General features: G+C 39.3%; 11 protein-coding genes. 9 read left to right on the forward strand and 2 right to left on the reverse strand.

The genetic code is table 11. The features are described 5' to 3' along the window. Positions 1-28: 28 nt before the first annotated feature. Complete coding sequence (locus FCL46_RS12285; protein ID WP_136808419.1) at positions 29-469, forward strand: hypothetical protein; 441 nt, start codon at positions 29-31, stop codon at positions 467-469. Positions 470-730: 261 nt separating this feature from the next. Here FCL46_RS12285 and FCL46_RS12290 read toward each other — a convergent pair whose 3' ends face one another. Continuing rightward, a complete protein-coding gene (locus tag FCL46_RS12290; RefSeq protein WP_136808420.1) occupies positions 731-1,204 on the reverse strand; it encodes a GspH/FimT family pseudopilin in 474 nt (157 codons plus the stop codon). Positions 1,205-1,779: 575 nt separating this feature from the next. Here FCL46_RS12290 and FCL46_RS12295 point away from each other — a divergent pair. From FCL46_RS12295 to FCL46_RS12325, 7 genes are all read left to right on the forward strand, one after another. After that, positions 1,780-2,340: a GspH/FimT family pseudopilin gene (locus FCL46_RS12295; protein ID WP_136808421.1), complete on the forward strand. Its 561-nt coding sequence runs from the start codon at positions 1,780-1,782 to the stop codon at positions 2,338-2,340. A 17-nt stretch (positions 2,341-2,357) separates the two neighbouring features. Next, positions 2,358-3,095, forward strand: a complete 738-nt coding sequence (locus FCL46_RS12300; RefSeq protein ID WP_136808520.1) for a PilW family protein — start codon at positions 2,358-2,360, stop codon at positions 3,093-3,095. After that, on the forward strand, positions 3,092-3,577 hold the full coding sequence (gene pilV / locus FCL46_RS12305; RefSeq protein ID WP_136808422.1) for a type IV pilus modification protein PilV: 486 nt from the start codon (positions 3,092-3,094) through the stop codon (positions 3,575-3,577). Before FCL46_RS12300 ends, pilV begins: the two co-directional genes overlap by 4 nt. Positions 3,578-3,586: 9 nt before the next feature. Continuing rightward, the gene (locus tag FCL46_RS12310) at positions 3,587-4,231 is read left to right on the forward strand and encodes a PilX N-terminal domain-containing pilus assembly protein (RefSeq protein WP_136808423.1); all 645 of its coding nucleotides are present in this window, start codon (positions 3,587-3,589) and stop codon (positions 4,229-4,231) included. 12 nt (positions 4,232-4,243) lie between these two features. Further along, on the forward strand, positions 4,244-10,252 hold the full coding sequence (locus tag FCL46_RS12315) for a pilus assembly protein (RefSeq protein ID WP_136808424.1): 6,009 nt from the start codon (positions 4,244-4,246) through the stop codon (positions 10,250-10,252). 519 nt (positions 10,253-10,771) lie between these two features. Then, positions 10,772-11,002: a type IV pilin protein gene (locus tag FCL46_RS28565; protein WP_136808425.1), complete on the forward strand. Its 231-nt coding sequence runs from the start codon at positions 10,772-10,774 to the stop codon at positions 11,000-11,002. Positions 11,003-11,057: 55 nt separating this feature from the next. Further along, on the forward strand, positions 11,058-11,429 hold the full coding sequence (locus FCL46_RS12325) for a hypothetical protein (RefSeq protein ID WP_136808426.1): 372 nt from the start codon (positions 11,058-11,060) through the stop codon (positions 11,427-11,429). Positions 11,430-11,539: 110 nt separating this feature from the next. Here the strand turns inward: FCL46_RS12325 and FCL46_RS12330 are convergent, their stop codons facing one another. Further along, complete coding sequence (locus FCL46_RS12330) at positions 11,540-13,708, reverse strand: tetratricopeptide repeat protein (protein WP_136808427.1); 2,169 nt, start codon at positions 13,706-13,708, stop codon at positions 11,540-11,542. 445 nt (positions 13,709-14,153) lie between these two features. Here FCL46_RS12330 and FCL46_RS28570 point away from each other — a divergent pair, with 445 nt between their 5' ends. Continuing rightward, a complete protein-coding gene (locus FCL46_RS28570; RefSeq protein WP_136808428.1) occupies positions 14,154-14,621 on the forward strand; it encodes a type IV pilin protein in 468 nt (155 codons plus the stop codon). Positions 14,622-14,861 lie beyond the last annotated feature (240 nt).

Raw genomic sequence — 14,861 nt, forward strand, 5'->3', positions numbered from 1 at the left:
TTCATCACAAGAACATGAGGATGCCACAATGCGATTAATCATACAGAGCTCGTTTCTAGCAGGGATACTCACCTTACTTTTCTGCACCACTTCATATACGGAAGACTTCGATATTGGCGAAGTAATTGAAGTATCGCCAGACTATAGATTTATCCAGGTTAAGGACAGAAACTACAAAATTTCAATAGTCTGGAGTCTTGCTGAAAAAGGGGTTCTTGTTAAAGCAGCAGCTGAGGATATTAGCGAGGGTGCACTTGTAAAGGTTGTTAAAGGCAAGAAAAAGTCTGATTTTTATATCGCAGAATCAGTATCTATTTATCAGGGAGAAATGGAGAAATTACTTCGTGATGAAATGGAACTCCCTGCCAATAAGCCTTCTCCAGAAAGTAAACCAGAAGAATATTCCCCCCCCACAACGCAATCTGGTTCTGGAAATATTAAAAACAAAAAAGGTGTATGGGAAAACTAAATATCGGTATTGTGAAATATTTTTTTTTCAACAATTTGATTACCGGGTTACTTGTTTTTCATTGTATACTGAAACTGAAGATGCGGTATCCCTACTTGATTTACGAAATTTCGAGAGCATATCAGCTAACATATTTTTCTGAATTGAAACGTTAAATCTGAGAAACTACATACTTTGTCGTTTGTTGAGAAAGTGCGCAAACTGTACATTTCCAACTAACAACATACCAGAGAGAAAACAATATAATGCTTCACAAATTACTCATGAACGCTCAATTCGTATTCTGCCATTGAAACTAATAACAACTTTAGCAGTCGATCCTTTTTGATTGTGAAGGCTAATACTCCCCGCCTTCATACCCAAATATCCACTAAATCTTGTCCTCTCACCTGTTAACGTTGTAGTAATATCATAATTATCTGGCAATGTCTTATCCACTAAAGTGTTTTCACCGTCCTGCCTAATCCAATCCCCCTTAACACCTTCTCCAGCGCCATTATCCTCAAAAATATAGTATCCTTCATTATTGATTTTGATTACAACAAAGCTATTTATAGCAATCGCTCTCATTTTAGCTTTTTGAATATCCATCTCCAAACAGTTCAAAGCGGTATTAAATTTATAACGAGCTATACTAGATGAAAAAGAAGGCAACGCAAGCACACTAAGAACAGAAATGATCATGAGAACTACAACCGTCTCAATAAATGAAAATCCATTTCTTGACTTTACCATTAGATTCTCCCTGTTTTCTAATTTATCTACAGGGATTTATGTTACAAATGACATCTTATATTTTTCTCACACAAATTAACGTGATAAAGTTTCATACTACCATTGTCTGTTATAAGGATGTTATCGACAATCTGCCTTCTTACACCTCCCCCTCTTTTTCCAATCAAGAAGCCAAGTATTATCATTAAACAACATCGCCTTAATTAACATTTTAATATCATAAAATCTTGAAACTATATGGGATGCTTCATCCAATGTAGTCCAAAGGTTGAACGTGTATAAATCAAGAAAAAACTCTACAAATCACCTCTATTTGCGCTCAGACATATAGTTGTCTATTAGTCATGAGAGCATCATACTTGATACCAGTATTTAGAGATTATCTTGATTAATCACCATTCTCACCCTAACAAAAACACCTTAATTTACAATACCCTCATCCAAATCAACACCATATCGTGCATCAATCTAAAATTACAGCAGTTTTTTTGATCAAAAGGTTGTATAAATATATCAATCAATAGTATTAAATATGTAACTCTATATGTAAAACATTTAGACAAAGAATCTTTCTTATGATTATCCCCCCCCACAACAGCAAAAAGTCCGCACAACAGTTCAATAATAGTCACGGTTTTACACTAATTGAGCTTTCAATTGCCATGGTTCTGATAGCTATACTCTCAGCTATAGCTATTCCAAGCTTTTCATCGTGGCTTCCTAATTTACGTTTTCAGGATTCAACCCAAAATTTACAGTACGATTTACAATTAGCGAAAATGACAGCAATTAAGAGAAATGCCAATGTTGTCATGCTCATTAATAAAGTTTCATGTACTGATTTACCAGATTCGGTACCAAATGCAGGAGGTGGATATACTCTCTTCATCGATGATGGGAATGGAACTGGTACTGCAAACGATGACCTATTGAGTACAGGAGAGACTATTTTAAAAACAGTGATTATGCCGAAGAATGTGGCACTCTGCGATACCGATTTAACTGGTGATTTAATAGCCTTTCTCCCAACAGGCCTTCCTAAAGATGGTAATACTGGTAAAATCACCCTAAACAACGACTACTCCAGACAATCAGAAATTTCGGTTAACATCAGTGGAGTTATTACAAATCAATAGCCATTAAAACGATATTTATGAACGTGTTAAATTTATCTAAGCTATCTTTGAATGAGGAAAAATCAGGCGGATTCACGCTAATAGAACTCATTATAGCTCTCACCATTTCCTTAATTATCATGGCATCAATATATTCTGCCTACTTAAGTCAAAAACGTATTCAGCTTGCTCAGCATCAGGTTGTTGTAATGCAACAAAACCTTCGCTCTGCAATGACCTTCCTCTCATCAGAAATTCGAATGGCTGGGTATAAGCCATACTCTTCCGCTGAAAATACAGGGCTTGTCTCAGCAAGCAAAGGCCAGATTCGATTTTCATGGGAAAAGGATTCAAATACAATAGCAGCTGGTCCAGACATGGACATAACCTACAGGTTCTCAATCGATGATGATTCTACCCCAGCAGATGGAGTAGCGGATAGCGGTGCAGCCTCTTTCAAAAGAAGTATAAATGGAGGATCTCTTCAACCGGTTGCAGATCACATTGTAGCTGTAGAATTTTTTTATACTCTTGAGGACAATACTAATAACGGTGTGTATGATCCCCCTCAAAAAATTGATCCATCAGGATCAGAATTAGATAATATCAGAGCTGTTACAATTTCTTTATTAGCTCGTTCTCCACGAAAGGATCCTAATTTCACGAATACCCTTACTTATCAATCAGCTTCAGGAAAATCCTGGGGGCCCTATGATGACAGTTACAGACGTCGCATTTTGATATCAACTGTAAAACTAAGGAACATTGGATTATGAAATTATGTATCCCAACACTTAAACAAGATGACGGCTTCACACTCATAGAAGCGTTAATATCAATGCTTGTTCTTTCAATAGGAATTCTTTCTTTTTATACTTTGCAGTTAACCTCTGTTCAGCAAAACGCAAGAGCATCCAATATTACAGTTGCAACAAATTGGGCAGCAGAGAAAATCGAAGATATTATAAGTTACCCATACGATAATTTACTGGATGTTGATGGTGATGGGACAAGTAAAGACACAGACGCAAATGGCATTGATGATGACGGTAACTATTTTGGACTAAATGACACAACAATCGCTGCTAAACCAGACGGCCAACAAAACTCACCTGATGGCAAATATACGATATCATGGAATGTTGCGTTAGATCAGCCTCTACCCGGGAACAAAACTATCAGGGTACATGTCAAAGACAATACAAATAAAATGAAAAATGTAATTTCTTTCCAATATATAAAAGAAGCATCAATTTGAGAGGCTTATGTGAAAAAAGACAAGCATAACTCAATAGACGAAAGAGGATTCATCCTCGTCATCTCTTTATTAATTCTCCTAATAGTAAGCTTTCTTGGAATAATGGCAACTAAAAGTACCATTACTGAAATTATGATCTCAGGCAATGACAGGGTTCATAAACAAACATTTTACCAGGCTGACGGTGGAACTGAGTTAGCTCAGCATTTACTTTTTCAAAATCAAATTTGTTTAGACTCTGGTAACGGTTTTAGTAAAACAGCAACTATAGATGAAAATGATGTGGCAATCTTAAACGGCAGTATCTTAGTAAGTAATTTAGGATTTGCCAACTCACGCCCTAGCGATGTTGCAGGTTCAATTTCCGACTCCACAAGGTTTTTTACGTATTATCCAGATGCAACAATAGATGATTCTGCAGCACACACAAACTTTCTCAATACTTCAAGAGTTATCCCGCTTCCGGGATCTTCCCAGGCAATGATTTCGGGATACGATCGTCCTGGGCTATCATCAACGTCAGGCACAGCAAAACTATTTACTATTGCCTCCCAACACCACGGTCAGCAAAATAGTGAATCAACATTGAAGGTCCGGTGGATGTTAAACAACTCTGTCGTTTCCAGTTCAGCAAAATCTGATTGTAAGTTTTAAGTGGATATAACTATGATTACGCTTTCATTCTCATTAAATAATTTTGTACCTAAAACGTGCTTTCTTTCAGCGTTTTTACTCACTGCACTCTCCCTTAATGTTTCACTTCATGCCAGTGAAAACTATAGCGTCTCTGATTTTGGCCAAATGCCAAATGATATAACCAATGAAGGGGTTACTCCAAGGGTATTGATCAATTCTTCCAATGATCATCAATTATATTTTAAAGCATACAATGATTACAATGATCTAGACGCAGATGGCTTACCAGAGACCACATATAAGCACTCTATAGACTACTACGGCTATTTTGATTCATATAAATGCTACACATATGATACTGATCAACTCCGTTTTGAGCCTGCTTCAGTAACAAGTACTAAATATTGCAATGCAGACTCTTCAACAAACCAGTGGAGTGGGAACTTTCTCAACTGGCTATCGATGTCTAGAATTGACACAATACGTAAGATACTTTTTGGTGGTCACCGCAGGGTTGATACTTCAACAGAGACGGTCCTTGAACGCTCCTATCTGCCTCATGATGCACATAGCTGGGCTAAATATTACGCAGGTAGTGATATTCCGCAACTCACACCATTTACCAGGGATGACTATTATTGCGATTCTGGCAATACCAGTAATTGCGAAGATTCAGACGGTGTTGTTGACTGGAAAAAGGTTGGTATTACACTTGGAAATACAACAGATGTTGATATGTCTGAATATACTAACAAATATTCAGAAGATTATAATGAGCCACCACTCATCAAAGCAGTTAAAGGGAATTACTCTCTTTGGGCCAGTAATGAGCGATGGCAATGTACCTGGGCAACCGAGAGCACTGATTCGCATAGCGCGTCTAACGGCAACGATCCCAGTAAGTCCTTGATATACGCATATTCCAACAGTCCGAATTGGGATCAGAAACTTGGTCAGGGGAACTACGTTGCCAGAGTTCAATCATGTGTATCCGGCCTTATTGGTAAGGAAAAATGTAAATCGTACCCTGGTACCAGCGCAACCGATAGCAGTGATGACGTCTACAAACCAATTGGATTATTACAAAAGTATGGCGATAATGATGACATGTATTTTGGCATGATAGCAGGATCATATAATAAACACGCTTCAGGTGGAGTGTTAATTAGAAACACATCGAGTATTACCGACGAGATCAATGTAGATGGAGATGGAACATTTACCAAAGTTGCAGAATATGCCGGCGGTCCTGAGAGTAACAATTCGGCCAGCGGGTTGATTAACGCCTGGAGCCTTTACCGCATTATAGGTTATAAAGGTGGTGACGGCAGTGATGATGCTGGGACCTATAATTCAAATCAGGGCGATAATTGCACGTGGGAATTATCTGACTTTGATGACGTCACAGCAGCAAATCGCTGCCGGAACTGGGGTAATCCATTCTCCGAAATTTATTATCAGGCTATTAACTATTTCTCAGGTAATGGAGTCATTGGTGCTTACCGTGACAACTCTTCTACCGCAATTCCAGGCCTTCCTGTTCCACAACCATTTGAGGACCCTTTAGACAGTGATAGTTACTGCGCTGATCTTTTTGTCATCAACCTCAACACCAGTACAGTATCTTATGATTATGACGAACTAGACCACACAAGTTATGGACCACCAACTATTTGGGATGAAGCAATCCTGCCAGGAGATAAAACCACAAGCGCTATGACTGATGCTGTTGGGCTGGCAGAAGGTATACACGGGAATTCATACTATGTAGGCGAAAATCATCTTGGTTCCGAAACGGATAATCAATTATGTACGGAAAAGACTGTTTCAAATCTTGGTCAAACTGGCGGAATCTGTCCTGAGGCCCCAAGGCTTGGAGGATCTTATAGAATAGCGGGACTCGCCTACTATGCTCATGTTGAGGATATCCGCCCTGATAATGCAACAGGAAACAGAGATCTTAGTGGCCCTCAAACAATTGACACATTCTCTGTCGCTCTTGCTTCTGGAGTTCCAGCAATTGAAATCCCAGACCCTGAAAATCCTTCAGGTAACGCCCTTGTGACCATTTTGCCTGCTTGCAGGAACAAGTCGTTTTCTCCAGAGAGCAACTGTGCGCTTGTCGATTTTAAGATCGTGTCTCAAACTATCAATCAAACCAGCAAGGTCGCAACAGGTACCTTTTATATCAACTGGGAAGATAGTGAACAGGGCGGCGACTTTGATCAGGATATGTGGGGGACTCTCTCATACAACCTAAACAAACTGGCCGGAACCTTAGAAATAACAACACAGACGCATGCCGAATCGACTCCTTATTCTATGGGGTTTGGATATGTAATTGATGGTACCAATGATGACGGTTTCCATGTACACTCTGGAATAGAAAACTTCACAGATGATGAATCAACTAGCACAGATGAAGACATTACAGATTGTTCAGATGGGTGCAATGTCAACGACCCAGCCACTACGAAAACCTACATATTAGGAACATCCAGCGCTAATCTGTTAAAAGATCCTCTCTGGTATGCCTCCAAATATGGAGGTTTTATTGATTCCAATGACAACAAACTCCCAGATTTACAATCTGAATGGGACAGCAAAATCAACCAAACAGGCTTAGCCGGATCTGACGGCATCCCTGATAATTATTTTTATTCCACAAACCCTCGTGAACTTGAAAACTCCCTTACTCGGGTACTGGATGCTATACTCGATCGCACCTCCTCCGGCACTGCCGCAGCTGTTGTTTCGAATAATGTCCGTGGTGAAGGTGCCCTTTACCAAGCATATTATGAACCAAGAAGAAAAGACACAGATCAAGAAGCCAACTGGATTGGTACTATCCAGGCTTTATGGTTGGATAGCTATGGGCTTTCTCGTCAGGATTGCAGTCCTACCGCATATAATGGCATAGACAATAACGGTGACTGTAAACCATTTACTGGTGAGTGCATACCGAACGGTCGCTTAGACAATTATTGTGTTGATCAGGTGGTTGAAACCTTCTTTGATGATTTAGAAGGTCGAACTCGGGTAAAGGTTTATGACAGTAGCAACCCCGAGGAATTTACTGCCCTGAGCATGCAAGGAGTTGTAACATCTTATTCCAACGGAGGGGTAACGGTTAATCCCAACTCAATGGAAGGAACCAGCAGTTTGTCGGGATCTACTCTTACCATTACTCCATACACAATTAACGGTACAGTAACCTCATACAACGATTCAACAGGTTTAGTAGAAATTGCTGTATCTGCAGGCGATTGGACAATTCCAACTGATTCAGAGTTTGACACCTGGCAAATAATCAGCAATTCAGGTCCTGCCAGAGGATTCAGCAACAACACTATCTCAGTTTCCCCGGGAGTCAGCAATACTGTTTCATTCACTGTGGTCCCAAGTGGAACCTGGATCACCTTAGGTGACCAGCTCACTTTACAAACTAAAAATATGCTGGGTGCCTCAGGACATGTTTTTGATAACTGGGATATTAAATGCCTTGAAGGATCAGACGCAACCGGCACTATATCCAATGGCGCAATACAGTTGAATAATTTCCAACCAACTACTTCTAACATTTCAATAGACTCAGGTGATTTCGATAGCTGTATTCGTGCACAACTGACAACCTATGATTTAAAAGGAGCCGAAGATGTTACATTCGATAACTGGAATGTTACTAATCTTCAAACAAATTTGGGACGTGGTAGCAGTACTACAGAAATCACACTCAAAAATTCAGGTGAGCTCTCTCTTACTGTTTCCCCTTCTTCTAATTGGTTATCTGAGGGCGATCAAGTTCAGGTCTCAAACTTTGTTACTACGATTAAAGAGCTTGAACAAATTGGATATTTATGGAATGCCCGAGAACAGCTATATCTGCCCGATGTAAGTGATGCAATGCTGGAGGAGCAACGAGATTACAACACTACAGCAGAATATGGCAGATACATTACAACATGGATAGATGTCAATTCGAATAACATCATTGATGATGAGAATGATGAATTCAGACCATTTACAACACAGCTCCTCAACCACACGACCTCACCAATTAGCCATACGTTCTTTGATGTATCCAGTCAATCTGAAGCCGAAGACCTTGTAAATTTTATACGAGGGATTGAAGTGACTGGAGCCCGTAACAGGACATTGAGATATAATTTAAGCGACTCAACATCAAACGTTATGAGACTTGGTGACATAATAAATTCTACTCCAACAGTTGTTGGTGCCCCACAGGAAGGCTTTAACCTATTATATTACGATTCAAGCTACGGTGATTTTAGAAAAAGATATATAGATAGAAGAAATGTTATCTATGTTGGCGGCAATGACGGTCTAATCCATGCATTTAATGGTGGATTTTACAATTCAGTGGTAGTCGATGGCAAACAAACGATTGAATATAGTATAACTGGTAAAAAGCCTGATAACACTGCTGCGACAACACACCCACTAGGTAGTGAAATATGGGCTTACGCACCAATGAACCTACTTCCGCATCTACAGTGGCTTAAATCTCAGAATTACAGCTCTACTCATGTAAGTTATGTCGATGCCAAACCACGCACTTTTGACGTGAAAATCTTCGATCCTACCGACCCAAATCATCCAAACGGCTGGGGCACCCTACTCGTCGCTGGGATGAATTTGGGTGGAGGTCAAATGAACATATCAGTTGACCATGACAATGATCCTGATACTCCAAACCAGGATGTATCTCGACGCTCAGCATATGTAATAATTGACATCACAAACCCAGAAGAAGAACCAACAGTCTTGGGAGAAATACAAATACCCGATGAAAGCTTCACAACCGTTTACCCTGCCGTGGTTACTTTTCAGGATATTAACGGCCAACAAAGGTGTAGCGGAACAGAATGTAATCGTTGGTATCTGATGTTTGGGACTGGACCCAATCAGCTAAGAAGTTTTGAAAGTACACAGACAGCGAAGACGTTTTTCTTTGATTTAAAGCAATTAATAACCCAAACCCCGAGCCCGGAAATGAGTAGCGCAACCTATCAGGATCACTGCGAGGTTTTTAATTTAACAGATTCATATCGTATTATGAGCTGTGATAGTCAAATCGAAAACACATTTATGGGTAACCCTGTTGTCGTTGACTGGGATCTGGATTTCATGTCAGATAGTGCATATTTCGGCCTCGTCAGGGATTCAAACTCTGACGATTTTTCAAACGGGGATGCTGATAGTGGCAGAATCATGAAATTCAGCTTTGCTGATAACCCATCTCCAACCTCATGGGCAGCGGCGACGACTTTCTTCAATTCTGACAGACCTATCTCTATCTACGGCCAACCAACCCCTAGCATTGACGAATCAGGTAATCATTGGCTCTTTTTTGGCTCTGGTCGTAGTTTCTCTGCTGATGACCAATTTAATTACGACACTCAAAGTCTTTTTGGAGTGAAAGATTATGAAGATAATAATTATCCAGTCACACAATCTGAGCTTCTGGATGTCTCCGATGTTGAAGTTTATACTGACGGAACGCTTGAAACGAGTATTTCTGACACAAATGGCAATACCCTATCAACATTCAAACAAATATTAGGTAATATTGATAACAACGATTCGGCAGGCTGGGTCCAGAACCTTCCGCCAATCGTTGGCAACGATGGTGCAGTGCCTTCTACCAGAAACACCACGAGATCTGCACTCCTCGGAGGATCATTATTCAGTGCTGTTTTTCAACCTAGCGAAGACCCCTGCAGCGGAGAAGGACGTAGTCGCCAATATGGTCTATATTACAAGACAGGTACATCCTACCCTAAAATACCATCAATCTTTGGAAACAGTATTGTAGATGATGGGGATACCGTTAAGTATAAATCAAAAAAATTCATAGAACTTGGCCGTGGCAAAGCTAGCACACCTGCGCTGCACGCAGGATCAGGAACTAGTACTATTAAAGTAATTACCCAGCTTTCGACTGGTGATATAGTGCAATCTAAGGCAGATCCAGTTTATGAGTATCGTGCAGGAAGAGAATCCTGGAGTGATCAATAGTAACAGAAAACTCCCTCCTAAATGTATTTAAACGATTACCCAAGAAGGCGTCCAATGTTAAATTGGCCGCCTTCTCTTTATCATAAATCCCTTACAAGCTAGCTTTCAGAACCGTACAAAGTTTGAGCAATCACCTAAGATCATCTCAACCCATCGCTTCTCTTGATTAATTAGAAGTCTAGATCTTATATTCCATTTTATCTCCCCAAAGCCTTGTCGATGATATCGTCATTTAAGGCTCTCCCACATCAACATTGTTTTGTTGCAGAACATCAAACAACAACTCTGATAAAAATCATTCTTTATGACACTAATCGTCACAATTGACTCAAATGTGCTGACATTTTTTGTCAGCAACCGTGTATCTGGCACGGTCAAATAAATCAAACACCCCAGTCAATCGACCTATTAGTCCGTTATTTATAAATATTATTTTCCCTTCAAAAATAGGCACGCTCTGTGCAGAATAAAAGCGAAATAACCGATGTACCACAAACCCAAACACGAGAGGTGAAAATTATGTTGAGACTCATCGGAAAATCCTTACAAAGAAAGAACAATCAAAAAGGCTTTACCCTTATCGAATTGATGATCGTTGTTGCTATTATCGGTATCCTCGCAGCTATCGCCATTCCTCAGTTTGCAGCTTACAGGGCACGTGCTCAGAACAAAGCTTCTCAGAGTGATGTAAGAAACCTTGTAACTGAACTGCATGCCTTCAACGCTGAGTATCAGGAATACCCTAACTAATCAGACAGTAACAATTCATTGCAACGTCAATCATTTTCAGATATTGGAGTATAACATGAAAAAAATAATCGCAGTAATCGCAGGAATAAGCCTTTGTGCAACATATGCCATCAGTGTAAATGCAGCCTCACTCTCCCAAGATGCAACTACTGGCGATGTCACCATTGAAGTAACTGCGGGCAATCCAACTTTTGACGCATTTAAGCCTTCTACCAATGTGATTGTATCAGGCGCAACAACCGCTAATTCATTTGCGGTCGGTGCTTATCACGAACAGGTCCTGGCAAAGAAATCAGGAAAAGCTTTTGGTATGGCTTCGGACGCTAACGAGGTTTATTATTTGGATATCTCAGCAGCTGGTACAGCCGCCCCAACTGTAACTGGAACTAATGCAGCAACGGCATTTGGGGATTATACTGCTATGTAGTCTAGTACCAATATAGCCTGATCACCATAAACTCCTCCTCATTTTAAAGGAGGAGTTTGTGATAACAATATCAATTTACACCTCAAAATCACTTGTCACATTGCACGATTTCAATTTTCCTCTAAGATATCTCTTACCATCTGTAAATTTCTTCTTACCACAGGATTGTCTGGTCTTAATGCTAGAGCAGTCGCAAAATCTAGTTCAGCTGCCATAGGGTCGCCAAGGTTTATATAAGCCAGTCCTCGGTTATTGAATGCATCTGCGAGATGAAAATCATCTTGAATTAGCAGAGTATATTCTTTAACTGCTTCAACATATTTTTCCTGCCTCAGGATGGTATTTGCATAGTTGTATCGAACAGGCAATGCCGAAGGCATAGACTGTAAAGCCAATTTGTAATGGTTTTCAGCTTTCTGCACATCGCCTTCCTGTGAGTATAATCGTGCAATATTATAATGAGCCTCCCAAAGATTTTGATCCGATAAAATTGCACGTTCATAATCACTGATTGCCTCTGTATTTTTTCCTACTTTCAGATTCAATTCTGCTCGTAACAAATGCATATCAGTTTCTTCAAGTCCTGTTCCAGTAAGATTTGCTATAGTTACTTTGGCTTCGCTTAATCTATTGAGTCTCAAATAAATCTGTGCAAGATACATATTTATTTTCTGCCTGACTTCAGGTGCCAATACATTCTTTAACAGTTTTTTATAAACCTTCTCTGCTTCAGTAAACTGCTCTTCCCGCATTAACAGCCCACCCAATTCCATTAGTGCGGGAGAGAAGCGCTGGTCCTGCTTAAGTGAAGCAACAAAATACTTCTTAGCTTTTTCTATGTCACCTCGACGCATAGCAAGAGCACCAAGATTTTTTAAAACAGCTTTATTTCTCGGCTGTAGTGCTGTGGCTAATTTATAGTATGATTCTGCTTTATCGATATCACCAACTTCATAATATGCACTACCCAGGTTCGCATTTACTCGTGAAGAGTCTGGGTACTTACTCAGATTACTCTCCCAAAACGCTATTGGGTCTCTCCACACTGAATTTCTTTGCATTGTCCATACTGTACACAACACACATATCCCAACCACAATAAACGATGAAATCAATCTATGACCCACGAACCTGAATAGAAGATAGACAGCGATGGTGACCAATCCCATCGATGGTAAATAGGTTCGATGCTCATATACCATTTCCAATGGGATAGTTGTCGATTCCACTGATAGATTTATAAAGAACCAGATTAAACAAAAGGAAATAATTCGTTCCCTTTTAGCAATACATAGAGCTAAACTGAATAGCCCAAATAAGCAGGATATTGCGTAGATCGTACTTGTTGGATTGAGAAAAGAAGTAGATATAGGGAAATTATAATCAAGCACAAGCCTATCCGGATCTGGATAGACTATCAAACTTATGTAATGAAGTATCACCCTAGGTTGGGTTAATAATCGTTGTGTGAGTGTGAAATCACGATTCCCATACCCTCCAACGATTCTTTCAACCAAGTGCCCATCTGTATACAACCAGCCAAGCGTCAACACGAACAAGAAAACAACACCAATTATTGGCAAGGCTCTCTTCAACCAGCTTAGACTGAGTTGTCTAAAAAAATACCATTCATACAAAAAAATCGTGACAGGTAGCGTTGCAGCATTCTCTTTTGAACCTAAGGCAAGGATTCCTGACAAGACACTCAAAAAGAACAGACCAGTTCCCTTTGTCATAAAACTACTGCTATAATTTTTATTCTGTTCAATCCTACCATATATATAAAGCACAAGACTAAGCAGGTATAGCATTGAAACGAGAGAATTCATCCTCTGTACTATATACGTAATCGATTGAGTACAGAGTGGATGCACGAGCCACAATAGCGCTGCCAAAAGCGATATCATATATATTTTGTCTTTATTATTAGCTTCTCCAACTAACGACAAGGTTATTTTGATGAGTAAAAATAATAAAAACCCAGATGTAATATGTATTATCAAATTTACGAGGTGATACCCCTGAACTCTATAACCACCGATATAATAATTCAAAGCAAAGCTCAAATTTGCAACAGGCCTGGTTTTGAGTAATCCACCGGTTAATGACCTCTCAACCGACTCCAATGTTAGGTTTTCTAGCTTGAGATCTGGATGCTTGAGATTATCAAGATCATCGAAGTAAAACGGCACATCAAAAGCATTGAAATATGCGATGAATCCAACAAGCATAATTATTAACAAAGCCTGCCTATCACTAATTGCAGATGATAATTTCATTAGCTACTTTACCTTTAATCATATTTAACAAACAGCATTCGGCACCATGCTTTAGTCAGGCATCCTGTAACGGTCATTTCATAGAATAAATCTGTAACTCAAGTAACAAACAAAATCCAATACCATATAATGGTCAGGCTAAGATTAATAAAGAAAGTATGTTTCTTTTACCAAATCTAAATATCATGTTTTGTACACTAGATCACAAAACCATATCACTCCATAAGTTAGTTACCTAATAGAGACTATATCATTTCCATAAATAATGTGAACAGCTATATATTATTTAACTAATTTGTTTTTTTTCTTTACAATGCATATCAAATAACCTACTAATATCTATTGAGAAAGCTGGTTTGCGCAACCATAAAGTGGCTAAGTTGTTAATATGTGAAGAGATATTAACAATCATTCAAACACAAAGAGAAGAGGTTAGAGAGAAAACATGTTGAAATTGATGACAAAACAAATGAAGAAGAGTAACGAAAAAGGTTTTACCCTTATCGAGCTTATGATCGTTGTGGCAATTATCGGTATTCTTGCTGCTATTGCAATTCCTCAGTATCAGAATTTCACCAAGAAAAGTAAAGCATCTGAGGCGAAAGTTTATTTATCTGCAATAACTACAGCCGAAGCTGCTTATTACGCAGAAAATAGTGAATTTGCAACCTTAGCTGAGCTTGGTAATCCAGAGACAGGGGCCGAATATTTCACTTACACCGTCGTTCCGACAAACACAGCTGCTGTCGTAGCTGCAGACGGCTCTGTTACTAGTGCAGCAGTCTATACCGTAACAACCACTGCAACTCCAAATTCAAAAGGTCAAGATGCTGGCTTGGTAACCCCATGGACCATGACTTATAATGGGCTGACAGGTGTCAAGACTCAAGTTTTTGCTCCTTTAGGTTATTAATCAGCTAAGCCAAATATTGATAAACTAAAAGGTCATTACTTCTTTTATCGTGTGCCTAGTTTTCAGGCACACGATATTTGTATAAGTAATCTTTACCAAGTAAATAATAATGAGAAATATTTCCAACATTTCGATTTCATATCTGATACGCCGTTAAACCTTTCTCTTTTAAGTTCTTAATAAGAATGTTGGCATATATTATTATTCAACCACCAGTAATTGCCTTCAAATGAAAACTTT

It is taken from the genome of Desulfosediminicola flagellatus (assembly GCF_005116655.2).
In the GTDB taxonomy this organism is placed as follows: Bacteria; Desulfobacterota; Desulfobulbia; order Desulfobulbales; family Desulfocapsaceae; genus Desulfopila; species Desulfopila flagellata.

Bases quoted from the DNA above. Each gene is read 5' to 3' on its own strand.
- pilV (WP_136808422.1), top strand. From the start codon at position 3,092: ATGAAATTATGTATCCCAACACTTAAACAAGATGACGGCTTCACACTC.
- FCL46_RS12290 (WP_136808420.1), bottom strand. From the start codon at position 1,204: ATGGTAAAGTCAAGAAATGGATTTTCATTTATTGAGACGGTTGTAGTT.
- FCL46_RS12325 (WP_136808426.1), top strand. From the start codon at position 11,058: ATGAAAAAAATAATCGCAGTAATCGCAGGAATAAGCCTTTGTGCAACA.
- FCL46_RS28565 (WP_136808425.1), top strand. From the start codon at position 10,772: ATGTTGAGACTCATCGGAAAATCCTTACAAAGAAAGAACAATCAAAAA.
- FCL46_RS12295 (WP_136808421.1), top strand. From the start codon at position 1,780: ATGATTATCCCCCCCCACAACAGCAAAAAGTCCGCACAACAGTTCAAT.
- FCL46_RS28570 (WP_136808428.1), top strand. From the start codon at position 14,154: ATGTTGAAATTGATGACAAAACAAATGAAGAAGAGTAACGAAAAAGGT.
- FCL46_RS12330 (WP_136808427.1), bottom strand. From the start codon at position 13,708: ATGAAATTATCATCTGCAATTAGTGATAGGCAGGCTTTGTTAATAATT.
- FCL46_RS12315 (WP_136808424.1), top strand. From the start codon at position 4,244: ATGATTACGCTTTCATTCTCATTAAATAATTTTGTACCTAAAACGTGC.
- FCL46_RS12285 (WP_136808419.1), top strand. From the start codon at position 29: ATGCGATTAATCATACAGAGCTCGTTTCTAGCAGGGATACTCACCTTA.
- FCL46_RS12300 (WP_136808520.1), top strand. From the start codon at position 2,358: ATGAACGTGTTAAATTTATCTAAGCTATCTTTGAATGAGGAAAAATCA.